Source organism: Blastococcus goldschmidtiae (genome assembly GCF_031845325.1).
Taxonomy (GTDB): Bacteria; Actinomycetota; Actinomycetes; order Mycobacteriales; family Geodermatophilaceae; genus Blastococcus; species Blastococcus goldschmidtiae.
In genome coordinates this window covers 12,769-36,990 of sequence record NZ_JAVREI010000010.1, presented here as the reverse complement: position 1 = coordinate 36,990, position 24,222 = coordinate 12,769, and the positions used below count along the sequence as shown (strand labels likewise).

The window sequence follows — 24,222 nt, the reverse complement described above, 5'->3', positions numbered from 1 at the left end:
TCCTCACCGGCGCCGGTACCGATGCATCGCGGTACCGGCGCCGCGGCGGCGGTGGTCGCCGAGGGCCACCCGAGTGCCGGGGGATACGTCACCGTGACGGAATGTCGCCGGACGCGGGGACGAAGAGCCATCGGGCGAAGGTCGCGTCGCCGTCGAGTGCGGTTCTCCACTGCACCCAGATCCGGAAGCCGTGGGCGGTCGCGCGCAGGAGTGGGCCGCCCGCGTCGGCCTGTCGCTCGTCGTAGTCGGCCGAGCCGGGCAGCGGGCGAGGCGACTCGGGCCGCAGGGGAGCGGCGTCCACGCCGGCGCCGTCGAGCGCGGCGCTGATGAACGCGAACCGGCCGCTGGGGACCGCGACGTGGTCGCCCGGCTCTGCCGCGTCCTCGGGATGCGCGAGCGCGGCCGCCACGGCAGCGGGGTAGTCGCCGGCAGAGACCTGCAGGACGGCGACGGCGCCGTCGTCGGCCCGGAACACCTCCAGCCAGCCCTCGTCACCGACCTCCGCGTCGGTCAGCACGACGGCGGCCCGGCCGGGGCCCACGGGGATGCTCGTGAGGTCGAAGTCCAGGTCCGGCACCAGCCGCTCGTAGTAGCCGCCCGTCTCGCCGGACCAGTCGGGCAGCAGATCGCCGTCGAGGGCGAGGAAGGGCTCACCGTTGCTCCAGCAGCGGCCGACGTGGGTCCAGGTGCGCGACATGCGGTCATCGTTCCCCAGGAGCCGGGGAGGGCTGCACGGTGCCTCCGGGCGGCTCCTCGCCAGATTAGTTGACATAATGTGTATTATCGGCGCACGCATCAGGCGTCCCGGAAGGGGTGCGCAGTCGCCGGTCGCCACGTCGACGCATTGACGTCCGGGCATCGGCACATCCACCGCTCGACCGGCTGCACGAAGGTCACCTGCCGTATCGGCGTCTCCATGGCGGAACGCTCGCGTCCCGGTCCAAGCGCCACCGCCGGCGCCCTCGGCTCGGCCGACGTGGCCGCATCGGTCCTCGGACCCCACCCGGTCGACGACTCCCCTGTCAGATGATCTTGCCGGTTCGATGATCACGAACACACCGGACTACGCCACCCGCCTGTTCGCCGGTCGGCACCTCCCCGGTGCGCACTCCCCCCATCCAGCCGCACCACCCGCAATCCGTAACAGTGACGAAAGCACCCTGTGCCCGGCTGCTTCGACGGGCGATCAACGGCAGGTGTTCGTAGGGTCGGGTCATGCAGATCCGACGACCCCTCGCCGCTCTCCTGGCCGCCCTGGCGTTGTTCGGCGGCGGCTCCACGCTGACCGCCTGTGGGGACTGGGGACCGACGACACCCAATGAGGGGCCGACGGACGAGGACAGCGGCGGCGAGGAGAACAACAGGCCCGGAGGGCTGCCGGAGGACGACCTGCCCGACAACTCGGACCCGGAGGACAGCCAGGACCTCGACGAGGACACCTCCGACCCCGACTGATCCGTCCGCGGGGCGCAGAGCGCTCCGGCGTCAGCCGCGTTCGGTGACCCAGAGCCGGTCCAGCCGGCCGGTCGAGTGCACGAGGTCGGACAGTGAGCGCTCGAGCTCGGCCTTCGTGGGCTTCTCGGTCAGCAGCGTCTGCACGTCCTCGAGGGCGCAGCGCAGCTGGTACAGCCGGTCCTGCAACCCGTCGAGCTCGGACCTGGAGACCAGGACGACGTCGGCGGGCAGGCCGGCCTTGGCCGTGGCCGAGCGCTGCTCGTAGGCCCGCTGCCTGCAGGCCTGACCGCAGTACAGGCGCGGGCGGCCGACCGTTCCCTGCTCGGGCAGGACCCGGCGACACCAGCCGCACCGCCGGTCCTCACCGCTCCCCCGGCTGGGCGCGGGGGAGATGGGGGCGTGCGTCACCGTGCCGGTCGCGTGCTGTGCCACATCTCGGCACGCTAGACGCCACCGGCGACAGGACCCGGCGAACACGCCCGAGGCGGTCCCGATCAACCGGTTCGTGCAGGTCTCCGGGGCGCGGGCGACCGCGGGCGCTGCCGCCGCGGCGGGGGTCCCGCAGTGGTAGGTCGGGGCGCCTGACTAGCGTGTCGATGTGCCCCCCGCGCGGTTCGCCTACCTCGACGCGCCGACGCCGCTGGCCATGGCGCACCGCGGCGGTGCCATCGAGCACGTGGAGAACACCCTGCCGGCCTTCCAGGCCTGCGTGGACCTCGGCTACCGGTACCTGGAGACCGACGTGCAGATCACCGCCGACGGCACGCTGGTGGCCTTCCACGACGCCACCCTGGAGCGGGTCACCGACCGCACCGGCCGGGTGGACGCCCTCCCCTGGCCCGAACTCTCCGAGGCCCGCATCGGCGGCCGGGAGCCGATCATGCGGCTCGAGGACCTGCTCGGCGCCTGGCCCGACGTCCGGTTCAACCTCGACATCAAGGCCGCCGGCGTCCTGGCCCCGCTCGTGCGTCTCGTGCACAAGATGGACGTCGCCGACCGCATCTGCCTCGGCTCGTTCTCCGACGCCCGCATCGCCGCGGCCCGCCGGCTGTTCGGCCCGACCGTGTGCACCTCGCTGGGTCCGCGCGGAGTGGCGGCGCTGCGGCTGTCCTCCTACTCCCCCCGCGCGGCCGGCCTCGTGCGGATCCAGGCCGGCTGCGCCCAGGTGCCGCTGCAGCTGGGTGGCCGGGCGCTGGTCGACGAGCGCTTCCTGGCTGCCGCGCACGCCCGGGGCCTGCAGGTGCACGTCTGGACGGTCGACGATCCCGACGAGGCCAGGGCGATGCTCGACCTCGGCGTCGACGGCATCATGACCGACCGCCCGGCCATGCTGCGCGAGGTCCTCGAGGAGCGCGGCCTGTGGACCTCGCGGTGACCGCACAGCGCGGCAGCACGGCCCTCGCCGGCGCACGGTGAACGGCGTCGACACCGCCTCCCCCGACGGGCTGCCCGGACCCTCCGTCATCCCGGCGTCCGGGGACCGGAGGCGACATCCGGCGCCGGCGCACCTGCGCTTCTTCCACGGCCCCATGGACTGCGGCAAGTCGACCCTGGCGCTGCAGGTCGACCACAACCAGAGCCGGCAGAGACGGCACGGACTGCTGCTGACGCAGGGCGACCGGTCGGCCGAGCCGCAGATCAGCTCACGGGTCGGCCTGTGCCGCGCCGCGATCGAGGTCCAGGCCGGGACCGACCTGCGGCTACTGGTCCGCGACCGCTGGGCCGCGGGCGACCGCGTCGACTACCTCATCGTCGACGAGGCCCAGTTCCTCACCGAGGGTCAGGTCGACCAGCTGGCCGAACTGGTCGACGAGTTCCACGTCGACGTCTACGCCTTCGGTCTGACCACGGACTTCCGCACCCGGCTGTTCCCGGGCACCCGGCGGCTGCTGGAGGTCGCCGACGACGTCCAGCGGGTCCAGGTGGAGGTGCTGTGCTGGTGCGGCCTGCCCGGCCTGCTCAACGCCCGCGTGGTCGACGGCGTGATGGTGCGGGCCGGTGAGACCGTCGTCGTGGCGGACACCGCGCCGGCCCAGCTCCCGGGCGCGGAGCCCGGCTCCTCCCCCGCGGTGCGCTACCAGGTGCTGTGCCGCCGTCATTTCGTGCGCGGCCAACTGGGTCCCACGGCAGCCGGTCCAGGGCAGCTCGCCCTCCCCTGAGCGCGCCGGCTCACCCCTCCGGGGGGCGGGAGGGGGCAGGACCCCACCCCATGCGATGATGAGCAACCGTTTGGGCGGAATCTCTTCGCCAATTCTGTCGTTCATCTCTGTGACTCCTCGGTACGTGGGTATGCCCCCTGTACCGGCGTCGAGTCCCGACCGACACCACGTACGAGAGGACGGTGTGCAATGGGCGAGCGTTCCCTGCGCGGCAGCCGACTGGGCAGCGTCAGCTACGAGACCGAACGGAACACTGCGCCCATCGAGCGCCAGTACGCCGAGTACCGGTGCCCTTCGGGCCACCTGTTCACGGTGCCGTTCGCCGACGACGCCGAGCTCCCCGACACCTGGGAGTGCAAGTTCGACGGCGCCGCGGCGAAGCTGGTCGGCGGCTCCGAGCCGGCGCCCAAGAAGGTCAAGCCACCGCGCACCCACTGGGACATGCTGCTCGAGCGTCGTTCCGTCGAGGACCTCGAAGAGGTGCTCGCCGAGCGGCTCGAAGTGCTGCGCGGCCGGCGGACCCGCGCCAGCTGAACACCCCGCACGTCGAACGGCCCCGGTGGGAGATCCCACCGGGGCCGTTTCGCGTTCCGGCGAGCAACGCCGCCGGGTCCGTCAGCGCAGCGGGCGTCCGTCCGGACCCCGGAGCACCTCTCCCTCGATCACGAGCGGCGCGGCGTGGGCGGCGTCGTGCCGTGGCACCTCCGCCGTCCGGACGCTGTCCACGCGGACCGGCGGCCGGAGCCCGACCGGCAACCGGGAGGTGATCAGCCGGGTGAGCGCGGCCCGGACGAGGGACCGGGTGCCCGGGAGCAGGCACAGCAGCCCGAGGAGGTCGCCGATGAACCCGGGCAGCACCATCAGCAGGCCGCCGACGGCGACCAGCCCGGCGTTGCCCAGGTCCCGGCCGGCACCCGGGCTGCGGGTGCGTGCGCTCTCCCGGAGCTCGGTCAGCGCCCTGGTGCCCTGACGGGCCAGCAGGGCCCACCCCAGCGCGCTGGTGGCCAGGGCGAGGAGCACGGTGGCCCCGGCCCCGATCCACTGGGCCACCAGGACGAACACGACCACCTCGGCCAGGGCGAGGAGTCCGACAGCGATACGAATGCGACGTCCCACGCCGGTACCAACGCGCGAGGAGGTCATGGTGCTCCCGGCACGGTGCCCGAGGTCCTCCGCTGCCGGAGCGCGACCGCCACCGCGGCCAACCCCAGCGCGGTGAGCAGCCACTCGGGCCCGGCGCCGAGCCGGCTCGCCAGGCTGCGGGAGTCGCGCTGAGCGATCTCCTCGACGAAGACGTCGGGGGTGAACAGCTCGGAGGAGCGGACGACGGTGCCGTCCGGCGCCACGATCGCCGAGATCCCGCTGGTCGCGACCACCGCGACGCTGCGGCCGTGCTCGACCGCCCGCAACCGGCTCATCGCCAGCTGCTGCTCGCTCTCCGCGGTGTAGCCGAACGTGGCGTTGTTGGTCTGGACGACGAGCATCCCGGCCTCGGCGACGTCGGCGACCAGCCCGTCGTAGACGACCTCGAAGCAGATGAGGTTGCCGACGGTCGTGCCCCCGATCCGGAGCAGGCCCGGCTCGTCCCCGGCCTTCTGGTCGGTGACCCGGTCGACCTGGGTGCTGAAGAACCGGAAGAAGCTCCGGGCGGGCACGTACTCACCGAGCGGGACGGGGTGCCGCTTCACGTAGGTGTCCCCCGGCCCGTCGTCGGGGTCCCAGACGATCGCGGTGTTGCTGATGAAGCGGCCGGGGCCCTGGACGATCGCGCCGACCAGGACGGGTGCATCGATGGCGCGGGCGGCACGGTCGATCTGCCGGGCGGCGTCGTCGTTCAGGTAGGGGTCGATGTCGGAGCTGTTCTCCGGCCACAGCACGAGGTCGGGCTGCGGCTGCTCCCCCGCCTCCACCGCGTCGGCGAGCTCCAGCGTGCGCTGCACGTGGTTGTCCAGGACGGCCCGGCGCTGGGCGTTGAAGTCCAGGCCGGCCCGCGGGACGTTGCCCTGGATCACCGCGACGGTCGACGTCGGCCCGCCCTCGGTGAGCGACGGACCCGGGAGCGGCAGCCACGCCAGCGCGCCGATCACCGGGATCGCGACCAGCCCGGCGAGGGCGCCGGCGAGCGGGCGAAGGGCGTTCCGTCGCCGAGCCCGGTCCGAGCGCAGCACCCGTGCCAGAGCCAGTACGGCCGCGGCCAGCAGGGTGCCGATGAGGGCGACCGCGAAGCTGACCAGAGGCACTCCCCCGTAGGCGGCGAGGGACAGCAGCGGTCCGTCGGTCTGGCTAAAGCCCAGCCGTCCCCAGGGGAAGCCGCCCAGGATCAGCCGGCCGCGCAGCGCCTCGTCGGCGACCCACAGCGCGGCCGCCCACAGCGGCCACCAGCGCAGGCGGGACACCCACGCGGTGGCCGCGCCGAGGAGGGCCAGGTGCAGCGCCTCGAAGACCGCCAGGGCCAGCCAGGGCAACGGACCCACGTAGATGCCGGTCCAGCTCAGCAGCGGCACGAAGAAGGCCAGGCCGCAGACCAGTCCGAGCCACAGGCCCCCGCGGGCGCTGCGGCCGTGCACCGCGAGCGCCAGGGCGGCCGGTCCGAGCACCGCCATGGGGACGAAGCCGTACCCGGGGAAGGACAGCACCATGGCCAGTCCCGCGGCGGCCGCGAGGAGCGTCCGCCAGGGAAGCCGATGGGAGGCGGGGCGGGCCGGCGGGCGGTCCGGCTCGGCCGCAGGAGGGAGCAGCGTGCCAGGTGATGCGGCCACGCTCGTCCTCCCGGGAACCGTCGTCCGGGCAGGCAGGGGGTGCCCCGGCCTCCGGGTTGGTGCCCCCGGTCCGGTCGGACGGGGGGTCGGGACCGCCGCGCTCGTCGCTGCGGTCCTGACCCAGCATCCCATCCCGGCTGGTACCGGGGCCCGGCTACGTCACCGGGCCCCCGGTGGCGCCGGAGAGGTCCCGCGACCGGGTGGGCGCCGACGGACCGCCCTCCTCGGCGCCGCGTCTTCGGGCCGGACGGCCGGGCGCTGGCTGCGCACGGCTCGACCGTTGTCTGATGACGCGGTCCTCGGGGGCTCCGCCGGAGTCACGGGACGCTCCCCCGGTCTCACGCCAGCCCCCTCGACCCGGGTGGCACGGCGCGGCGCAGTGGCCGTCCGTGCCGGCCGGAGGGCCCGCACGCTCGATCCGGGGAGGCACGTCTCGGTGCTCCCGGTGAGGAACTGCAGGGACTGTAAGAACACTCCGCGCCCGATCAGATACCTACGGTAGCGATGTGGGTCACTGTAACCGGATCGTTATCTGCCCCGCGGACGGCGACGGCGCGTGGATCCGGACCGCCGCCGGGGCCATGCGCCCGGCGGGGCGTCCCCAATGAGCGCAACCCTGGGTGGCGTTGCGCCGCACGGGGCCGGTCCCGGCCCCCCGACCCCCGGCCGGGTGGGCTCAGCGGCGGCGCAGCAGCCCGGTGACACGCTCCGGGAGCGTCTTCTTCGGCGCCTTGGGCCCGTGGCCGGCCGCGCGGGCGGAGTCGGCGACCGCCGCCTCCTCCGGCGTGGGCGCGGTGCCGCCGAGGCGTGCGGGCAGCCACCAACTCTCCTCCGGGCCGGCCGGCCGGTCGGGATAGTCCCGCTGCGCCTCCTCCAGGAGCGCCTCCATCGCCGCGCGGGTGCGGCGCAGCAGCGGCTGCACCTTCTCCCCCGGCTCCGGGACGATCGGCGCCCCCAGGAAGACCATGACCGGCACACCGCGGCGCAGCTCCACCTTGTGCCCCTTGGTCGCCACCCGGTGCCCGCCCCAGACCGCGGCCGGGATGATCGGGACGCCGGCGTCGATGGCCATCCGGGCGGCGCCGGCCTTCAGGTCCTTGACCGTGAAGCTGCGGCTGATGGTCGCCTCGGGGAAGACCCCGACGACCTCGCCGTCCTTGAGCGCACGGACGGCGGCGTCGAATGCCGCCGCGCCGGCCTTGCGATCGACCGGGATGTGGCGCATGGCGCGCATGAAGGGCCCGGCGAACCAGTGGTCGAACACCGCCGACTTGGCCATGAACCGGACCAGCCGGTGCTGGGAGATCGCGCCCAGGCCGAGGAACGTGAAGTCGAAGAAGCTGACGTGGTTGCTGCAGATGATGGCGCCACCGCTGACCGGGACGTGCTGGGACCCGCGCACGTCGAACCGGAAGCGGAACAGGTGGAACACCACCAGGCACAGCCGGACCACGAACCGGTACGGGCGGTCCCGGCGGCTCGGCGATGCGCCGAACAGGTCTCTCCGGACGACGTCGCGCCAGCTCGCGGTGTACATGGGCGGACCCTAACCAACCCGCGCGACCGTCGCCCGGCCGGTGGAGGCGGGGCTCGGAGCCCTCGGCCTCGGTGACACGCCGCCCGGAGGGCGGCACGGCGATTCTTCGGCAGATGACCACAGTGGAGAAGTCGCACTGTTGTTGGGGATAACGGTAGTATTCCGACATGTCGCGTGCGTGGCAGCAGCCGTTGCCGGAGATGCCCGCCCCTGCTCCGGAGCGCGCGTGGCGCCGGTGGCCCGCACCCCCGGGCTACGAGACCCAGTGGCGACGGCTGGCCGAGGCCGCCCTGGAACTGGGTGTCGGCCCGGACGAGCTGGCGCAGACCGGCCTGGGGCCGATCGCCACGGCGCGCGAGTGGAAGCCCGCGACCGTGGCGCTGTACAGCAAGGTCGCCCGCTACGGCGGGCTGGCGCTGCCGCGCGCGCCCACCCCGGAGCCCGACCCGGTGCAGCTGGACCTGCGCGCGCTCACCGAGCTGCGGGACCAGGACCCCGAGCACGTGCGCGCCGTCGCCTGGTGCGCCCTGGCGCTCGCGTGGCCGGCTCCGGTCGGCATGTTCCGTTCCCTGCGACGCGACCAGGTGCACGCCGGCAGCCGTCGGCTGGTGCTGCGCACCGACGACGGGGAGTGGGTGGTTCCCGGCGCGCTGACCGCCTGGCACGCGTGGGAGTCCGTGCGCGAGCGGTACCCCGCGCTGGCGGCCAGTCCGTGGGTACTGCCGGCGCTGCGCCGGGGGCCGGGGCTGGACTCGAGGATCGGTGGGCGGCTGTCCAACCAGGCGCTGCAGGTGACCTTCGCGAAGCACGCCGGCCGCACGGCCCACCACCTCCGGGCCACCGCTCCCCCGTCGCGGTACGCGGCCGCGGCCGAACTGGCGGCCGCGTACCGCGAGCTGTCCTACGACTCCTTCCGCCGCCTCGCGCTGGCTGCCGGTGCGCCGCCGGTCTCCGCCCGCGGCGTCGTGCGGGCGGCGCGCTCGGTGGCCCGGGCCGGGCGCCTCGCCGGCTGAGCGACCGGCCCGTCACCGGGCGCGCCCGGTCAGAGCAGCGACAGCTGTTCGCCGGCCGCCGGCGGAGCCGCCGGTGCCGTGGCAGCCGCGCTCTCGCTCGCCGGTCGGACGCCCGGCATCCCACCGGTGGGCAGGCTGCCGCGGGGGAAGCCGACCTCCTCGTCACCGGGCACCCCGCTCACGAGCGTTCCGTCGGCACTGCGCGCCCCTCCCCCGGACTGTCGATCCAGTCCGTGCCGGGCGAGCAGCGGCGCGACCCGCTGCGCCAGCCAGGTGCGGTACTCGGCGGACACGTAGGCGCGGCGGGCGTACATCCGCTCGTAGCGCGGCACCAGCCCGGGGTGCGCGGTCCGGAGCCAGGCCATGAACCACTCGCGGGCGCCGGGGCGCAGGTGCAGCGGAATGACGGTGACGCCGGTGGCGCCGGCCGCCGCGACCGCGCCGAGCGCCGCGTCGAGCGAGTCCTCGTCGTCGGTCAGCCCGGGCAGCACGGGGGCGAGGAAGACCCCGCAGGGCAGCCCGGCGTCCGCGAGGGTCCGGACCAGGTCCAGCCGCGCCCGCGGCGTGGGCACGCCCGGCTCGAGCGCCTGGTGCAGGTCGTCGTCCCAGATGGCCATCGAGACGCCGAGACCGAGGGGCACCTGGCGGGCGGCGTCCACCAGCAGCGGGATGTCCCGGCGCAGCAGCGTGCCCTTGGTGAGGATCGAGAACGGCGTCCCCGACCCGGCCAGTGCGCGGATGACGCCGGGCATGAGCGCGTAGCGCCCCTCGGTGCGCTGGTAGGGGTCGGTGTTCGTGCCCAGCGCGACGTGCTCCCGCGTCCACGAGGCCCGGGCCAGCTCGCGACGCAGCACCTCGACCAGGTTCGTCTTCACCACGACCTGGGTGTCGAAGTCGCGTCCGGAATCGAATTCGAGCCATTCGTGGGTTTTCCGAGCGAAGCAGTTGTGGCTGATGACGCCGTTGGCGATGAAGTCCCCGGTGCCCGTTGTGATGTCGTACATCGGCATCTCGAGTCCGACGGCCTCCACCGCGACGACTCGGAGGTCCGCATCGCTCTTCACGGCGATGCCCTCGACGGCGCACTTCCGGCGGATCGCCGGGTCCGTGAACTGCAGGAACCGCATGTGCTCCTTGAGTCCGCCCCTGAGGCGAATGCTGCGCACCCTGTTCTCGAGGCCCCGGTCCTCGAGGACGGCGTCGAAGTCGAACGCAGCAAGAGCCTGCTGGGTCCGGGTCAGGATCTCGTCGTCCGCGTTGCTGATCCGGAGGACACCCTGGCTGCGGCTCCCTTCTGCATCGAAGATGCCGGCGAGGAATCCGCGCTGCCATGCACCGGTCGCCTCGCTGGGCCACTCGACGAGCTCCCGGACCCGCGCGACGGTTGCAGCGGCGGACGCGCGGATCGCCGTCATGGCCCTCCGGTTCGCGGTGGCCGCCGCGAAGACGAACTGGTCGGTCGCAACCCCCTCCATCGCCAGGTATGCCTGCGTACGGGTCAGTCCGTCCACGTCCGCCAGAGCGAGTCGGAACCTGTGGACGTCGCCGTGTGCGCGCCCGGCCCGCTGGTACCGGTAGACCTTCAGGTTCGCGTCGCCGCGGACCATCCCGGTGAGATAGCCCCGCCGGTACTGCTGGCAGGCAGCGATCGGGGACGTCGCATGTCCGAAGCCGAGCAGAGCGTCGTTGGTCGTGAGGTAGGGCCGGCGCTCTCGCCCGGCCATGGAACCGGTGACGTGCTTCCACCCCCGGCCCGTGAGGAACCGGTGGTCGCCACTTGCGGTCAGCTCTGTGCCATCGGCCAAGGAGACCCGGTATGCCGGTTTCACCGTGGACCAGTGCGCGAGGACGTCCGTCGTGACGTAGTGCCGGTAGGTCCCCCGTCTTTCGGTTCCGACGATCCGGTCACCGACGCGCAGCTCGGAGATCGGCTTCTGCCGGCCGTCGGCCATGAGGACGAGGGTGTCGCCGGCCAGGCAATACACGCACGAATGACTGCATCCCCGGTACGGGTTGATCGTGTACGGGAACGGCATGGCGGAATCGCCGGGCACGCGATTGAGGGCCGAGTGCGACCGCACCTCGTGGAAGGTCAGGCCCGGGAACTCCGGCACCTGCACGCTGCGCAGCAGGCCCCGGATGCTCGACAGGCCCGGCAGGGCCGTGGGCTCGTCGAGATCCAGCCGCTGTGCTTCCCACCGCATGACCACCATACGAACACGTGTTCGAACACATGTCCAGCGGGGTCAGAGGGGTGGACGATCCTCGTAGAGGGTGGAGAGCACGACCGTCGTCCGGGTGGACACGTTGGCGCACGCCCGGATCTCGCGCAGCAGCATCTCGAGCGCGTCCGGTGAGGCGACCCGGACCTTGAGGATGTAGCTCTCCTGCCCGGCGACCGAGTGGCACTCCTCGATGGCCGGGAGGTGGGCCAGCAGTGCCGGCGGGTCCTCGTTCTGGGCGCCGATGGGGGTGATGGAGACGAACGCGGTCAGCGGCAGTCCGAGCAGCCTCGGGTCGAGCGTGGCGCGGTAGCCGGTGATCAGGCCGCGCTGCTCCAGCCTGCGGACGCGCTGGTGCACGGCCGATACCGAGAGCCCGACCTTCTCGGCCAGCTCGGTGTAGCTGGCCCGCCCGTCGCGTGCCAGAGCCGCGAGCAGCAGCCGGTCGACATCGACCGGGACCGCCGCGGACTCAGCCGGGGAGTTCGACGAGCTCACGCGGACCGCCGTTCAGCGAGCGGACGCCGTCCTCGGTGCACACGACGATGTCCTCGATGCGGGCGCCGCACCGTCCGGGCAGGTAGATGCCCGGCTCCACCGAGAACGCCATGCCGGGGACGAGCGGCAAGTCGTTGCCCGCCACGATGTAGGGCGCCTCGTGCGAGTCCAGGCCGATGCCGTGGCCCGTGCGGTGGATGAAGTGCTCACCCCACCCGGCGCCGGCGATGACGTCCCTGGCTGCGGCGTCGACCTGCGCGGCGGTGACACCGGGCCGGACGGCGGCGACGGAGGCCTGCTGTGCGGCGTGCAGGACGGCGTACCACTCGGCGACGTCGGGCTCCGCGTCGCCGCCGACCACGTAGGTGCGCGTGCAGTCCGAGCGGTAGCCGGTCGCCGTCTCCCCGCCGATGTCGATGACGACGACGTCGCCGGCCTGCACCACGCGGTCGGACAGCTCGTGGTGCGGGCTGGCGCCGTTCGGGCCCGACCCCACGATCGTGAAGTCCACGCCGACGTGCCCCTCCTCCAGGATCGCCGCGGCGATGTCGGCGCCGATGGCGGCCTCGGTGCGGCCGACGGTGAGGAACTCCGCCATGCGGGCGTGCACCCGGTCGATGGCGGCGCCGGCCAGCGCCAGCTCCTCGATCTCGGCGGCCGACTTCACCATGCGCAGCCGGTCCAGCACCGGCCCCGCCAGCTCCAGGGTCGAACCCGGCAGTGCCCGCTGGACGCCGAGGGCGTGCTCGGCCCAGGTGCGCGCACCCACGGCCACGCGGGTCGGCGCGGCGCCCAGCCGGGCGGTCGCGGCCCCGGCGAGCAGCGCGAAGGGGTCGTCCGTCTCGTCCCAGGCGAGCATCTCGAGGCCGAGCGCACCGGCCGGGCTCACGTCGACCATCGGGGCCTCGAGCCGGGGGACGACGAGGAAGGGCTCGCCCGCGCTCGGCACGGCCAGCGCCGTCAGGCGCTCCATGGCGTGCGCGTCGTACCCGGTGAGGTACCGCAGGTCCGACCCCGGCGTGAGGACGAGGAGGTCGGTGCCGGCCTCGGCGGCGAGCGAGCGCGCCGCACGCACCCGCTCGGGAGTCACGAGCGGGCCGGTTTTCGGCGGCACGGAGGCGGTTCCCACCGGCGCAGACTATCCACGGGCCCCGACGAACTCCGCACGAGATGCCGAACCGCTAGCGTCGGCGCCCGTGACGACCATGCTGCTGGACGCCGCCGCGCTGTACTTCCGGGCCTTCTACGGCGTGCCCACCAGCGTGACGACGCCCGACGGGCGTCCCATCAACGCCGTCCGCGGCTTCCTCGACATGACCGCCCGGCTGCTCACCGCGCACGGCCCGGACCGGCTGGTCGCCTGCTGGGACGACGACTGGCGGCCCGCCTTCCGCATCGAGGCACTGCCCTCGTACAAGGCCCACCGGGTGGCTCCCGAGGGAGGCGAGGAGGTGCCCGACGAGCTCGGCCCCCAGGTGCCGGTCCTCGTCGAGGTCCTGGCGGCCGCCGGCATCGACCGCGTCGGTGCCCCGGGCTACGAGGCCGACGACGTCATCGGGACCCTCGCCACGCGCGCCCGTGGCCCCGTCGACATCGTCACCGGCGACCGCGACCTGTTCCAGCTGGTCGACGACGAGCGCGGGATCCGGGTGCTCTACACGAACCGCGGCATCGCTGACATCGAGTCCGTGGACGAGGCCGCCGTCGCCGCGAAGTACGGCATCCCCGGCCGTGCCTACGCCGACTTCGCGGTGCTCCGCGGCGATCCCAGCGACGGGCTGCCCGGGGTGGCCGGCGTCGGCGCCAAGACCGCGGCGGCCCTGATCAACGAGTTCGGCGACCTGGCCGGTATCCGCGCCGCGGCCGCCCGCACCGTCGTCGCGAAGCCGCCGCTGACCGCCGCCGTCCTCAAGAAGCTGCACGCGGCCACGGAGTACCTGGACCGTGCGCCGGTGGTCGTCGCCGTGGCGAAGGACATCGACATGCCCGCGGTGGAGGGAGCCCTGCCCCGTTCACCGGCCCACCCCGGCGCACTGGCGGAGCTGGCCGCCCGGCACGGGCTGGAGTCCTCGCTGGGGCGCCTCGGCGCCGCGCTGCGCTGGCCCGCCGACGCCCTCGGCTGAGCCGCGCGGTCAGACCTCGATCCAGCTGTAGGCGCCGTCCAGCGAGTCCGCGATCCGGACCTCGATGGTGACCTCCTCGCGATCGGCGGTCCGTCCGCTGCAGCTGTAGACCTCCCCCGAGGCGACCAGCATCTCCTGCTCGCAGGAGAGCTCGAGGGCGACGCCGTGGCGCTCCTCGAACTGCTCGGCGACGTCCCGCTCGACGGCGTTGGCGTCCAGCAGCGTCGGGCCGAGGAACCGGCCGATCGCCAGGGCGAGGACCAGCAGCAGCGCGATGAGCGCCAGTCCGCCGTACAGGGGACGGCGGGACCGCTGCTGCGGCTCGCCCGCGGCGGACACCTCGGCGGGCGGGAGCTGCGGGTCGCTCATCCCGCTCCTCCCCCGCTCCCGGCGGTCGTCCGGCCGGTCACCGGTCAGCCGCCCACCGCGACGGCGACGACGCCCCGCCGGACCTTGCCGACCGCGGCGCGCGCTACCGACGCCACCGCGTCGTCGGCCACCGTGGCCACCTGGTCCAGCAGGTCGATCAGCTGGCGCATCCAGCGGACGAAATCACCGCCGGACAGCTCGGTGCCCGCCTGCTCCGCGCCGGCCAGCACCCGGTCCAGGCTCTGGCCGTCGGCCCACCGGTAGGCGGCCCAGGCGAAACCGAGGTCCAGGTCGCGCGTCGCCCGCACGCCGTGGGCGGCTTCGACGTCCTGCAGCCGGGCCCTGACCTGCCGCATCTCCGCCACCGCCGCGGTGACCTTCCCGGACGGGATCGCGGGCAGGGACACCAGGTCGCGCCGGGCCTCGAAGACCAGCGTCGAGGCGGCCGCGGCCAGCTCGGCGGCGTTCAGCCCGCGCCACGCCCGCGCGCGCAGGCACTCGGCGACCAGCAGGTCGGCCTCGGACCAGATCCGGGCCAGCCGCCGCCCGTCGTCGGTCACCACCGGGGCGTCGTCCACCGCGCCCATGACCACCGTGTCGGCGGGTACCAGCTGCGCCGGCTCGGGCACGAGGTAGCCCAGCTCCTCGAGGACGTCGCAGGTCGCGTCGAACTGCCGGGTCAGCGAGCCGGTGCGCTCGGCCATCGTCCGGTGCAGCGCCTCGGCCTCCCGGACCGAGCGCAGCCAGCGCTCGGCCACCCGGACCCGCTCCTCCCGGTCGGGCAGCGCGTGCACCGGGTGGCGGCGCAGTGCGGCCCGCAGGTCGGCGAGCACCGGGTCGTCCGCGGCGGCCGACCGGCCCTTGCGCACCATGCGGGCGCCCAGGTCGTGGTCGACGCGGGCGTTGCGCAGGGTGGCGGCGAGATCCCGGCGGGCGTGCGGGCTGCGGTGGTTGAAGTTCTTCGGCACCCGCACCCGCGCCAGCGCGGACACCGGCGTCGGGAAGTCGATCGAGGCCAGCCGACCGGCCCACTTGTCCTCGGTGAGCACCAGCGGGCGGGGGTCGGCGAGATCGGAGACGCCCGGGTCCAGGACGACGGCCAGCCCCTGCCTGCGCCCCGAGGGCACCCGGATGACGTCGCCGGGGCGGAGCGCGGCGAGCGCGTCGGCGGCCTCCATCCGGCGCTTGGCCTGCGAGTCGCGGGAGAGGTCCTTCTCGCGGTCGGAGATGTCGCGGCGCAGCTGCGCGTACTCCCCCACGTCCCCGCGGTCGGAGTGCATGTCGCGCGCGTTCTGCTCGGCCTCGCGCTCGTGCCGTGCCGCGGCGCGCGCCAGGCCGACCACGGACCGGTCGGCCTGGAACTGGGCGAACGACGACGCCAGCAGCTCCCGTGCCCGGGCCCGGCCGAAGGAGCCGACCAGGTTGACCGCCATGTTGTAGCTCGGCCGGAAGCTCGACCGCAGCGGGTACGTGCGGGTGCTGGCCAGGCCCGCGACGACCGAGGGGTCCATGCCGGGCGCCCAGATGACGACGGCGTGCCCCTCCACGTCGATGCCGCGGCGGCCGGCCCGGCCGGTGAGCTGGGTGTACTCCCCCGCCGTCACGTCGACGTGCGCCTCGCCGTTCCACTTCACCAGCCGCTCGAGGACGACGGTGCGCGCCGGCATGTTGATGCCCAGCGCGAGGGTCTCGGTGGCGAAGACCGCCTTCACCAGGCCGCGGACGAAGCACTCCTCGACGGTCTCCTTGAACGCCGGGACCAGCCCGGCGTGGTGGGCCGCCAGTCCGGCGAGGAGGCCCTCGCGCCACTCCCAGAAGCCGAGGACGTGCAGGTCCTCCTCCGGCAGCGAGCCGGTGCGCTCGTCGATGATCGCGGCGATCTCGGCCCGCTCGACCTCGTCGGTGAGCCGCAGGCCGCTCAGCAGGCACTGCTGGACGGCGGCGTCGCAGCCGTTGCGGCTGAACACGAAGGTGATCGCCGGCAGCAGGCCCGCCTTGTCCAGCCGCTCGATCACGTCGAAGCGCGCCGGGGGCCGGTACCGGGGCTTGTGCGAGGACTCCCGCCGGCCGGGACCACCCCAGCCCTCGATCCGCCGCTCGTGCTCGCGGACGTACCGGACCAGTTCGGGATCGACCACCGAGGCGCCGCGCTCGCGGGTGGACAGCGGGCGCGGGCTGTCCCCGTGCTCGGCGGCGTGTGCCGCGGGACGCAGGGAGAACAGGTCGAACACCCGGTTGCCGACGAGCATGTGCTGCCACAGCGGGATGGGCCGCACCTCGCTGACGACGACCTCGGTGTCGCCGCGCACGGTGACCAGCCAGTCGGCGAACTCCTCGGCGTTGCTGACCGTCGCCGACAGCGAGACCAGCGTGACCGACGGCGGCAGGTGGATGATCACCTCCTCCCAGACCGCGCCGCGGAAGCGGTCGGCGAGGTAGTGCACCTCGTCCATGACCACGTAGCCGAGGCCGAGCAGGGCGGGCGACTCGGCGTAGAGCATGTTGCGCAGCACCTCGGTGGTCATCACCACCACGGGCGCGTCGCCGTTGATCGCGTTGTCGCCGGTCAGCAGACCGACCCGCTCGGGCCCGTAGCGCCCGACGAGGTCGTTGTACTTCTGGTTCGACAGCGCCTTGATCGGCGTCGTGTAGAACGCCTTGCGCCCCTCGGAGAGCGCCTTGTGGACGGCGAACTCGCCCACGACGGTCTTCCCGGCGCCCGTGGGCGCGCAGACGAGCACGCCGGAACCCCGGTCGAGCGCCTCGCACGCCTCGACCTGGAACGGGTCGAGCGAGAAGCCCAGCTCGGCGGTGAACTCGGCGAGGTCCGGATGAGCCGTCCGGCGCCGGGCAGCGGCGTACCGCTCAGCGGGGCTGGACATGCCCCCACGTTATGCGCGCTCCCCGCTCCCGGCTCGCCGCCACGATCAGGTTCCCTGATCATGGCGCGTCCTCCCTCACGTCCCGCGGTGAGGGGGGACACCGCACGATCAGGTCAGCTGATCGTGGCGGGGCCGGCGCCCACGACGGTCAGCGCGCCCGGCACGCACTCCACGGCGACCGGCAGGGGCGCGATCACCTCGCCGTCGGCGTACGTCGTGACGCCGGGGCAGGACAGCTGCACGCGCGCGGCCCGGAACACCTGCACCGACGGGTGCGCCACGTGCGAGCCGTCGGCCAGCAGCGGACGGGTCCGGACCAGCCCGCGCCGGGTGGTGGGGCCGACGACGGTGACGTCCAGGAGGCCGTCCGCGGGGTCGGCGCCCGGGCAGATCGGCAGGCCGCCCCCGTACCAGGCGGTGTTGCCGATGGCGATCATCGTGGCCGGCAGCGTCCGGGACTCGCCGTCCAGGCCGAGGGTGATCTCGTAGGGACGCAGCCGGGCGAGCTCCACGAGCACGGCCAGGTCGTACCGGCGCCGTCCGCGCGGCCAGCGCAGCCGGTTGGCGCGGTCGGTGACCGCGGAGTCGAACCCGCAGCACAGCACCGTGGCCCACCAGCGATCGCCCACCCGCCCGGCGTCGAGGGTGCGGGCCTCTCCCGCACGCAGGTCCCCGGCGAGCGCGCGGACGGCGGCGGCGGGGTCGGCCGGCACGCCGAGGGCCAGGGCCAGGTCGTTGCCCGTGCCCGCGGCCACCAGACCCAGCGGCGTCCCGGTGCCCGCCACCGCCTGGAGCGCGGCGTGCGCGGTGCCGTCCCCGCCGACCGCCACCACCGCGGCGGCCCCCGCGGCCACGGCCTCCCGCGCCCTGCTCGCGGCCTCCGCTCCGCTGGTCGCCGGCAGCACCCGCGGGTCCAGCCCCGCGGCGCGGAGCTCCCGGAGCACCGTCTCACCGAGGGCTCGGGCCCGTCCCCGCCCGGCGGCGGCGCTGACGAGGACGGCGACGTCCACGGGGCGCCCGGTCAGCCGCGGGGCGACGTGGACGTGGAGCCCTGCGGCTCGTCCAGGGACGACGGGCGCGCGTCCAGCGGCGAGGCTTCGTCGTCGTCGAGGTCGTGGAAGGCCTCGATGGCCGCCCGCTTGGCGCGCCGCCGGTCCACGAACCGGGCGATCTGGATGGCGACCTCGAACAGGGCGATCATCGGACCGGCCATGAGCAGCATCGTGAACGGGTCCTGCGTCGGCGTCACGAACGCGGCGAAGACGATGGTGAGGAAGAAGATCCAGCGCCGGCTGCGGGCCAGCACCTCGTGGCTCAGCACCCCGACCAGGTTGAGCGCGACGGCGATCAGCGGCACCTCGAAGCTGACGCCGAAGGCGACCAGCAGCGAGAGGACGAACCCGATGTAGTCCTGCGCGGTGAGCGCGATGACCACGCCGTCGCCGGCCAGCGTCAGGAGCAGCTCCAGCCCCTTGGACAGGGAGACGTAGGCCAGGAGCGCGCCGAGGGCGAACAGCAGCGAGGAGACGGCGACGAAGCCGATTCCGTACCGCTTCTCGTTGCGCTTGAGCCCCGGCGTGATGAACGCCCAGAGCTGGTACAGCCAGAAGGGCGCCGACAGGACAGTGCCGGCGAGGAAGGCGACCTTCAGGCGGATGAACACACCACCGAAGACGTCGGTGATGAGCAGGCCGCAGCCCCCGGAGTCGTCGCCGCCGTACCGGAGGTCCTCATCCAGGCCGCAGTAGGGCGCCCGGATGAAGTCCCCGAGGCCGTGCTCGTACCACCAGAAAGAAAAGGCGGTGGCGATCAGCAGTGCCAGCAGCGCCTTCGCGATGCGGTTGCGCAGCTCCGTGAGGTGGGCAACCAGCGACATGGTCGCGGCCTCGTCACGAGGAGCGCGTCGTCGACGCAGCCGGGAACTGCTCACCGTCGACCTGCTTGGTGCGGGTGGGTCAGAGGGGGCGGTCGGACGTGCGGGCCCGATCGGCGCGGGCGCGCAGCTCGGCCGCGCGCGCCTCGGCGACGCGGGCCTCGTCCTGCAGCTGGGCGGACAGGTCCGCCTCGGCGGGCGTCGCCGGAGCTGCGGACGCGACGATCTCGCCGCGGACCGGCGTGGTGTGCGCCGGGTCCTTGGCCTGGACGTCGTCGTCCTTCATGCCCTTCATCTCGCCCTTGAAGATGCGCAGCGACCGGCCCAGCGACCGCGAGGCGTCGGGCAGCTTCTTGTAGCCGAACAGCAGCAGGACGGCCAGGATGATCAGGCCGATCTCCATCGCGCCGAGATTCACTGGTCCTCCAAGGGGTGGGGTCTACCGCGCTGATGCTACGCCCGACGGAGGTTGCTCCCCCGCGACGTCAGCGCTCGTCCGCCGCCGGAGCAGCCCGATCCGTCGTGGCCGCGACCTGATCCAGCAGCGGGCGCACCTCGCGCTCGAAGGCGGTGACCTCCCGCGCCAGCCGGGCGCGGGCCCCCAGGACGCCGAACGCGAGCGCGCCCAGGACGACGACGGACAGCACCACGACGACGATCCACACGACCAGCAGGAGCACGGCTGCGACCCTAGCCGCTGGCGCCGGCCGGAGCCGGCGCCTCGACGCCGTACCGGGCCAGTGCGGCCCGCGCACCGGCGGCGATCTCGTCGGCCAGGCCGGCCGGCTCGTCGACCAGCGCGTCCCCGCCGAGCGAGGCCACCAGCCTGCGGGCCCACGCGAGGTCCGCGGTGCGCACCGTGACGGCGAGCCCGCCGGGCGGGTCCTCCACGGGCGTGGCCGACTCGACCGGGTAGTACTCCGCCACCCAGCGGGCGCGGCGGGTGAGCCGCAGCCGCACCACCGGCGAGCCGGGGTCGGGCTGGTAGACCCCGGCCTCGACGTCCCGGCCGTGCGCCTCCGGCGGCGGAGCGGCCGGCTCGTCGAGGACGACGACGTCGTCGACCCGGTCGAGGCGGAACAGCCGCACGCCCTCGACCCGGCGGCACCAGGCCTCCAGGTACCAGCGCCCGTCGACCAGCAGCAGCCGCATCGGGTCGACGGTGCGCTCGGTCCGCTCGTCGCGGGTGGGCACGTAGTAGTGCAGGTGCAGGGCCCGCTTCCGCTGCAGAGCCTCCCGGACGACCGCAAGGGTCTCCTCCCGGGCGTCGACGCTGACGGCCACCGGCGTCGACTCCGCGGCGTGCCCGGCCGTGGCCGACACCTTGGCCAGCGCCCTGCTGACGGCCTCGCGCTCGGCCAGGCCCGGCAGGTCGAGCAGGGTCTTCAGCGCCACGACGAGCGCGACGGCCTCGTCGGTGGTCAGCCGCAGCGGCCGCACCATGCCCGCGGGGAAGGTGACGTGCACGCGGTCGCCCTCGAAGGACAGGTCGATGAGGTCGCCCGGGCCGTGGCCGGGCAGCCCGCACATCCACAGCAGTTCGAGGTCGCGCTGCAGCTGCCGCTCGGTGACGCCGAAGTCGCGGGCCGCCTCCTGCACGCGGACGCCGTCCGGGCGTGCGGTCAGGTACGGGATGAGCGCCAGCAGGCGGGTCATCCGGTCGGGCGTGCTGGTGACGCTCACGCGGACGCTCCCATCGCGGCCAGGCGGGTGAGCCGGGCGATCACGGCCTCGCGGACCTCGGCGGGTGACTCGACGACGACGTCGGCACCCAGTGCGGCCAGCTGACCGGCCAGCCCCCACGGCTCGGTCGTGCGCAGCTCGAGCCGGTCCTCGGTCCCGTCCTCGGTGGGGCCCAGCGACGTGGCCCAGCGGCGCAGGCCGATCGCCGTGCCGGGGCGGGCGCGCACCACGACCACCTGCTCCTGCCCGCCCACCTGCGAGGCGACCATGGCGCCGAGGTCGAGGTCGGCCGGCGGCTCGAACGCCCCGGCGGGGCCGGTGGCCTTCGGCGTGCCGACGACCCGGGAGAGCCGGAACATCCGCGGCTGCTGCCGGTCGAGGTCCAGCCCGCCCAGGTACCAGCGGCCGTGCCAGGCGATGACGCCCCAGGGCTGCACCCGGCGGCCGGCGGGGGCGTCCTCGTCGGGGCGCTGGTAGTCGAACTGCAGGGTCCGGCGGTCGCGGGCGGCGGCGTAGACCGGCTCGAAGGCGGGCTCGCCGGCGCCCAGCCGGGGCTGGAGCGGGATGCCTCCGCCGGCTTCGACGTCGACCCCGGCTGCCCGGAGCTTCACCAGCGCGCTCTGCGCGGCGCCGGCGAGCTGGGCGGACTCCCACAGCCGGAGGGCCAGGCCGACCGCGGCGGCCTCCTCGCCGGTGAGCTGGATCTCGGGCAGCTCGTAGTCCGCCCGGGCGATGCGGTAGCCGTCCTCGGTGTCGAAGGCGCTGGTGCGGCCGGTCTCCAGCGGCACGCCCATCTCGCGGAGCTCGGCCTTGTCCCGTTCGAACATCCGCTTGAAGGCCTCGTCGGCACGGTCGGTGCCGTCGTCGGCCTCGTAGCCGGGCACCGTGGCGCGGATGCGGGCCGCCGTGACGTACTGGCGGGTGCTCAGCAGCGCGATGACCAGGTTCACCAGTCGTTCCGCCCGCTTGGCCGCCATGCTGCCCAGGCTAGAGGAAGGACCCCCTGCCCCCCGCCACTCGCGCGCTCGCAGCGGGCCCCTGCTGGGGGCCTGCCGACCGGCCGTCCCCCGGGACGCTGGTTAGCCTGCGGACATGAGCTCTCCCGTCCCGACCCGCATCCGCTGGCGGCGTGGCGAGGTGACGGCGCTGGGGCGAGCCGGACACGACTCGCTGGAGCTCACGGTCGCGGTGCCCGACGACGGCGACGTCCGGGCCCTGGCGTACCCCTCGCTGGTCGGCGTGCCGCAGGTCGGCGACACCGTGCTGCTGAACACCACCGCGTGGGCGCAGAACCTGGGCACCGGCGGGTACGCCCTGGTCGTCGCCGTCCCCGACCGGCTGCCGGACGACCCGACCGGCCCCGGGCACCTGGTGAAGGCGCGCTACACGCCGCTGCAGGTGACCGTGCAGGGCGTCGACGAGCAGGACACCGAGCACCACACGACGCTGGCCGAGGCCGACGACCTCGGCGGCATGCCGGTCGTGGTGGCCGACCTGCACTCGGCGCTGCCGGCGGTGCTCATCGGTGCGCTGGCCACCGACCCCGACCTGAAGGTTGCCTACGTCATGACCGACGGCGGGGCGCTCGCGGCCGGGTTCTCGCGCACCATCGACGCGCTGCACAAGTCGCTGGCCGGCGTCGTCACCGTCGGCCAGTCCTTCGGTGGCGACCTCGAGGCGGTGACGGTGCACACCGGCCTGCTCGCGGCCCGGCACGTGCTGGGCGCCGACCTGGCGATCGTCACGCAGGGTCCGGGCAACCTCGGGACCGGGACGCCCTGGGGCTTCTCCGGGGTCGCGGCGGGCGAGGCGTGCAACGCGGTGACCGTGCTCGGCGGCCAGCCCATCGGGGCGCTGCGCATCTCCGACGCCGATTCCCGTCCGCGCCACCGCGGGGTCTCGCACCACTCGCTGACCGCGTTCGGCCGGGTGGCCCTGGGCGGGGTGACCCTGGTCGCGCCGCGCGGGCTGGGCTCGGAGCTCGGGTCGCAGGTCGACGAGGACCTCGCCGGCCAGCCGGCGCGGAACCCCGTCGTGTGGGTGGACACCGATGGTCTCGAGGAGGCGCTGGGCCTGTCCCCCGTGCCGCTGCGCACCATGGGGCGCGGCATGCCCGAGGAGCGCGCGTACTTCCTGGCCGCCGCAGCCGCGGGCCGGTACGCGGCCCTGGCCGTCCCGGTGGACCCCGACGCCGAGCCGGCGGGCGAGCCGGCTCCCTGACCCTGCTTCTCCGCGGAAGAGCAGACAGTTTCTCCGCGGAGAAGCGGCGTCACATGGAGGCGATCAACTTCTCGACGCGGTCGTCCACGGCCTTGAACGGGTCCTTGCACAGGACGGTGCGCTGGGCCTGGTCGTTGAGCTTGAGGTGGACCCAGTCGACGGTGAAGTCGCGGCGCTTCTCCTGGGCCTTGCGGATGAACTCGCCACGGAGCTTGGCGCGGGTGGTCTGCGGCGGCACGTTCTTGGCCTCGAAGATGCGCGGCTCGTGGGCCACCCGGTCGACCTGGCCGGCCCGCTCCAGCAGGTAGTACAGGCCGCGGGTCCGGCTGATGTCGTGGTATGCGAGGTCCATCTGGGCGATCCGGGGCGAGGACAGCGGCAGGTCGCGGCTGGAACGGTAGCGCTCGAGCAGGCGGTACTTGATGGCCCAGTCGATCTCGCGGTCGATGAGGCTCAGGTCCTCCCCGTCGACGGCCTTGAGCACGCGGCACCACAGCTCGAGCATCTGGCGGTGCACCGGCGAGACGCCCTCGCGGTCGGCGAACTCCAGGGCCCGGTCGTGGTACTCGCGCTGGATCTCCAGCGCCGACATCTCCCGGCCGTTGGAGAGCCGCACCTTGCGCCGGCCGGTCATGTCGTGGCTGATCTCGCGGATGGCGCGGATCGGGTTCTCCAGCGTCATGTCCCGGATCGGGACGCCCGCCTCGATCATGCGCAGGACGAGGTCGGTCATGGCGACCTTGAGCAGCGTCGTCGCCTCGCTCATGTTGGAGTCGCCGACGATGACGTGCAGCCGCCGGTACTTCTCGGCGTCGGCGTGCGGCTCGTCGCGGGTGTTGATGATCGGCCGCGAGCGCGTGGTGGCGCTGGAGACGCCCTCCCAGATGTGCTCGGCGCGCTGGCTGACGCAGTAGACCGCACCCCGCGGTGTCTGCAGCACCTTGCCGGCGCCGACGACGATCTGCCTGCTGACCAGGAACGGGATGAGGACGTCGGCCAGCCGGCTGAACTCGCCGTGCCGGCCCACCAGGTAGTTCTCGTGGCAGCCGTAGCTGTTGCCCGCCGAGTCGGTGTTGTTCTTGAACAGGTAGATGTCGCCGGTGACGCCCTCCTCGGCCAGCCGCTGCTCGGCGTCGACGAGCAGGCCTTCGAGGATGCGCTCCCCCGCCTTGTCGTGGACCACGAGCTCGGTGAGGTCGTCGCACTCGGCGGTGGCGTACTCGGGGTGGCTGCCGACGTCGAGGTAGAGCCGGGAGCCGTTGCGCAGGAAGACGTTGGAGCTGCGGCCCCAGGAGACCACCCGCCGGAACAGGTAGCGGGCCACCTCGTCCGGGGACAGCCGTCGCTGCCCCTTGAAGGTGCACGTGACGCCGTACTCGGTCTCGATCCCGAAGATCCGTCGCTCCACGATCCGAGCCTAGGCGCCGGG

24 protein-coding genes are annotated in these 24,222 nt (G+C 73.8%); 7 read left to right on the top strand and 17 right to left on the bottom strand.

Going from position 1 to position 24,222, the window contains the following annotated elements:
- Nucleotides 1-88: 88 nt before the first annotated feature.
- Entirely contained in the window at nucleotides 89-697 is a 609-nt protein-coding gene (locus tag RM425_RS14210; protein ID WP_311345870.1) for a hypothetical protein, read from the bottom strand.
- A 518-nt stretch (nucleotides 698-1,215) separates the two neighbouring features.
- Here RM425_RS14210 and RM425_RS14205 point away from each other — a divergent pair.
- On the top strand, nucleotides 1,216-1,455 hold the full coding sequence (locus RM425_RS14205) for a hypothetical protein (RefSeq protein ID WP_311345869.1): 240 nt from the start codon (nucleotides 1,216-1,218) through the stop codon (nucleotides 1,453-1,455).
- A 30-nt stretch (nucleotides 1,456-1,485) separates the two neighbouring features.
- On the opposite strand, the gene RM425_RS14200 is transcribed toward RM425_RS14205, so the two are convergent.
- Nucleotides 1,486-1,887, bottom strand: coding sequence for a hypothetical protein (locus RM425_RS14200; protein ID WP_311345868.1), 402 nt, complete (start codon nucleotides 1,885-1,887; stop codon nucleotides 1,486-1,488).
- Nucleotides 1,888-2,053: 166 nt separating this feature from the next.
- On the opposite strand from RM425_RS14200, the gene RM425_RS14195 reads away from it, so the two are divergent.
- From RM425_RS14195 to RM425_RS14185, 3 genes are all read left to right on the top strand, one after another.
- Entirely contained in the window at nucleotides 2,054-2,830 is a 777-nt protein-coding gene (locus RM425_RS14195) for a glycerophosphodiester phosphodiesterase (RefSeq protein WP_311345867.1), read from the top strand.
- A gap of 37 nt (nucleotides 2,831-2,867) precedes the next feature.
- On the top strand, nucleotides 2,868-3,614 hold the full coding sequence (locus tag RM425_RS14190) for a thymidine kinase (protein ID WP_311345866.1): 747 nt from the start codon (nucleotides 2,868-2,870) through the stop codon (nucleotides 3,612-3,614).
- 189 nt (nucleotides 3,615-3,803) lie between these two features.
- Complete coding sequence (locus RM425_RS14185) at nucleotides 3,804-4,148, top strand: RNA polymerase-binding protein RbpA (protein ID WP_040339339.1); 345 nt, start codon at nucleotides 3,804-3,806, stop codon at nucleotides 4,146-4,148.
- Nucleotides 4,149-4,229: 81 nt separating this feature from the next.
- On the opposite strand, the gene RM425_RS14180 is transcribed toward RM425_RS14185, so the two are convergent.
- The 3 genes from RM425_RS14180 to RM425_RS14170 form a co-directional block, all read right to left on the bottom strand.
- Nucleotides 4,230-4,757, bottom strand: a complete 528-nt coding sequence (locus tag RM425_RS14180; protein WP_311345865.1) for an FxsA family protein — start codon at nucleotides 4,755-4,757, stop codon at nucleotides 4,230-4,232.
- Nucleotides 4,754-6,373: an apolipoprotein N-acyltransferase gene (lnt, locus tag RM425_RS14175; protein WP_311345864.1), complete on the bottom strand. Its 1,620-nt coding sequence runs from the start codon at nucleotides 6,371-6,373 to the stop codon at nucleotides 4,754-4,756. The genes RM425_RS14180 and lnt overlap by 4 nt, the downstream gene beginning before the upstream one ends.
- A gap of 676 nt (nucleotides 6,374-7,049) precedes the next feature.
- Nucleotides 7,050-7,910, bottom strand: coding sequence for a lysophospholipid acyltransferase family protein (locus RM425_RS14170; RefSeq protein ID WP_311345863.1), 861 nt, complete (start codon nucleotides 7,908-7,910; stop codon nucleotides 7,050-7,052).
- 167 nt (nucleotides 7,911-8,077) lie between these two features.
- Here RM425_RS14170 and RM425_RS14165 point away from each other — a divergent pair, with 167 nt between their 5' ends.
- On the top strand, nucleotides 8,078-8,923 hold the full coding sequence (locus tag RM425_RS14165) for a hypothetical protein (RefSeq protein WP_311345862.1): 846 nt from the start codon (nucleotides 8,078-8,080) through the stop codon (nucleotides 8,921-8,923).
- A 29-nt stretch (nucleotides 8,924-8,952) separates the two neighbouring features.
- On the opposite strand, the gene RM425_RS14160 is transcribed toward RM425_RS14165, so the two are convergent.
- From RM425_RS14160 to RM425_RS14150, 3 genes are read right to left on the bottom strand one after another with little or no spacing between them, the layout of a single operon-like run.
- The gene (locus RM425_RS14160; protein WP_311345861.1) at nucleotides 8,953-11,127 is read right to left on the bottom strand and encodes an intein-containing Rv2578c family radical SAM protein; all 2,175 of its coding nucleotides are present in this window, start codon (nucleotides 11,125-11,127) and stop codon (nucleotides 8,953-8,955) included.
- Nucleotides 11,128-11,169: 42 nt separating this feature from the next.
- A complete protein-coding gene (locus tag RM425_RS14155; RefSeq protein ID WP_311345860.1) occupies nucleotides 11,170-11,643 on the bottom strand; it encodes an Lrp/AsnC family transcriptional regulator in 474 nt (157 codons plus the stop codon).
- Nucleotides 11,618-12,772, bottom strand: coding sequence for a M24 family metallopeptidase (locus tag RM425_RS14150; RefSeq protein ID WP_311345859.1), 1,155 nt, complete (start codon nucleotides 12,770-12,772; stop codon nucleotides 11,618-11,620). Before RM425_RS14150 ends, RM425_RS14155 begins: the two co-directional genes overlap by 26 nt.
- Before the next feature lie 76 nt (nucleotides 12,773-12,848).
- On the opposite strand from RM425_RS14150, the gene RM425_RS14145 reads away from it, so the two are divergent.
- Nucleotides 12,849-13,766: a 5'-3' exonuclease gene (locus RM425_RS14145; RefSeq protein ID WP_311345970.1), complete on the top strand. Its 918-nt coding sequence runs from the start codon at nucleotides 12,849-12,851 to the stop codon at nucleotides 13,764-13,766.
- A gap of 9 nt (nucleotides 13,767-13,775) precedes the next feature.
- Here the strand turns inward: RM425_RS14145 and RM425_RS14140 are convergent, their stop codons facing one another.
- The 8 genes from RM425_RS14140 to RM425_RS14105 form a co-directional block, all read right to left on the bottom strand.
- Entirely contained in the window at nucleotides 13,776-14,135 is a 360-nt protein-coding gene (locus RM425_RS14140) for a DUF4333 domain-containing protein (protein ID WP_311345858.1), read from the bottom strand.
- Nucleotides 14,136-14,179: 44 nt separating this feature from the next.
- The gene (locus RM425_RS14135) at nucleotides 14,180-17,017 is read right to left on the bottom strand and encodes a DEAD/DEAH box helicase (protein WP_311345857.1); all 2,838 of its coding nucleotides are present in this window, start codon (nucleotides 17,015-17,017) and stop codon (nucleotides 14,180-14,182) included.
- 113 nt (nucleotides 17,018-17,130) lie between these two features.
- Nucleotides 17,131-18,027, bottom strand: coding sequence for a diacylglycerol/lipid kinase family protein (locus tag RM425_RS14130; RefSeq protein ID WP_311345856.1), 897 nt, complete (start codon nucleotides 18,025-18,027; stop codon nucleotides 17,131-17,133).
- Between the two features lie 11 nt (nucleotides 18,028-18,038).
- Nucleotides 18,039-18,947, bottom strand: coding sequence for a twin-arginine translocase subunit TatC (gene tatC / locus RM425_RS14125; protein WP_311345855.1), 909 nt, complete (start codon nucleotides 18,945-18,947; stop codon nucleotides 18,039-18,041).
- Nucleotides 18,948-18,972: 25 nt separating this feature from the next.
- Nucleotides 18,973-19,308: a Sec-independent protein translocase subunit TatA gene (gene tatA / locus RM425_RS14120; RefSeq protein WP_311345854.1), complete on the bottom strand. Its 336-nt coding sequence runs from the start codon at nucleotides 19,306-19,308 to the stop codon at nucleotides 18,973-18,975.
- Between the two features lie 67 nt (nucleotides 19,309-19,375).
- A complete protein-coding gene (locus RM425_RS14115) occupies nucleotides 19,376-19,570 on the bottom strand; it encodes a hypothetical protein (RefSeq protein ID WP_311345853.1) in 195 nt (64 codons plus the stop codon).
- A gap of 10 nt (nucleotides 19,571-19,580) precedes the next feature.
- The gene (locus RM425_RS14110; protein WP_311345852.1) at nucleotides 19,581-20,573 is read right to left on the bottom strand and encodes a helix-turn-helix transcriptional regulator; all 993 of its coding nucleotides are present in this window, start codon (nucleotides 20,571-20,573) and stop codon (nucleotides 19,581-19,583) included.
- Nucleotides 20,570-21,550 (bottom strand): helix-turn-helix transcriptional regulator, encoded by a 981-nt coding sequence (locus RM425_RS14105; protein WP_311345851.1) that lies wholly within the window; start codon nucleotides 21,548-21,550, stop codon nucleotides 20,570-20,572. Before RM425_RS14105 ends, RM425_RS14110 begins: the two co-directional genes overlap by 4 nt.
- A gap of 115 nt (nucleotides 21,551-21,665) precedes the next feature.
- On the opposite strand from RM425_RS14105, the gene RM425_RS14100 reads away from it, so the two are divergent.
- A complete protein-coding gene (locus tag RM425_RS14100) occupies nucleotides 21,666-22,793 on the top strand; it encodes a DUF3866 family protein (protein ID WP_311345850.1) in 1,128 nt (375 codons plus the stop codon).
- A gap of 49 nt (nucleotides 22,794-22,842) precedes the next feature.
- Here RM425_RS14100 and pafA read toward each other — a convergent pair whose 3' ends face one another.
- Entirely contained in the window at nucleotides 22,843-24,201 is a 1,359-nt protein-coding gene (pafA, locus tag RM425_RS14095) for a Pup--protein ligase (protein WP_311345849.1), read from the bottom strand.
- Nucleotides 24,202-24,222: the final 21 nt, after the last annotated feature.

Coding starts and splice junctions, on each gene's coding strand:
- RM425_RS14180 (WP_311345865.1), bottom strand. CDS start 4,757: ATGACCTCCTCGCGCGTTGGTACCGGCGTGGGACGTCGCATTCGTATC.
- RM425_RS14170 (WP_311345863.1), bottom strand. CDS start 7,910: ATGTACACCGCGAGCTGGCGCGACGTCGTCCGGAGAGACCTGTTCGGC.
- RM425_RS14210 (WP_311345870.1), bottom strand. CDS start 697: ATGTCGCGCACCTGGACCCACGTCGGCCGCTGCTGGAGCAACGGTGAG.
- RM425_RS14205 (WP_311345869.1), top strand. CDS start 1,216: ATGCAGATCCGACGACCCCTCGCCGCTCTCCTGGCCGCCCTGGCGTTG.
- RM425_RS14145 (WP_311345970.1), top strand. CDS start 12,849: ATGCTGCTGGACGCCGCCGCGCTGTACTTCCGGGCCTTCTACGGCGTG.
- RM425_RS14185 (WP_040339339.1), top strand. CDS start 3,804: ATGGGCGAGCGTTCCCTGCGCGGCAGCCGACTGGGCAGCGTCAGCTAC.
- RM425_RS14100 (WP_311345850.1), top strand. CDS start 21,666: ATGAGCTCTCCCGTCCCGACCCGCATCCGCTGGCGGCGTGGCGAGGTG.
- RM425_RS14105 (WP_311345851.1), bottom strand. CDS start 21,550: ATGGCGGCCAAGCGGGCGGAACGACTGGTGAACCTGGTCATCGCGCTG.
- RM425_RS14135 (WP_311345857.1), bottom strand. CDS start 17,017: ATGTCCAGCCCCGCTGAGCGGTACGCCGCTGCCCGGCGCCGGACGGCT.
- RM425_RS14160 (WP_311345861.1), bottom strand. CDS start 11,127: ATGCGGTGGGAAGCACAGCGGCTGGATCTCGACGAGCCCACGGCCCTG.
- RM425_RS14165 (WP_311345862.1), top strand. CDS start 8,078: ATGTCGCGTGCGTGGCAGCAGCCGTTGCCGGAGATGCCCGCCCCTGCT.
- RM425_RS14140 (WP_311345858.1), bottom strand. CDS start 14,135: ATGAGCGACCCGCAGCTCCCGCCCGCCGAGGTGTCCGCCGCGGGCGAG.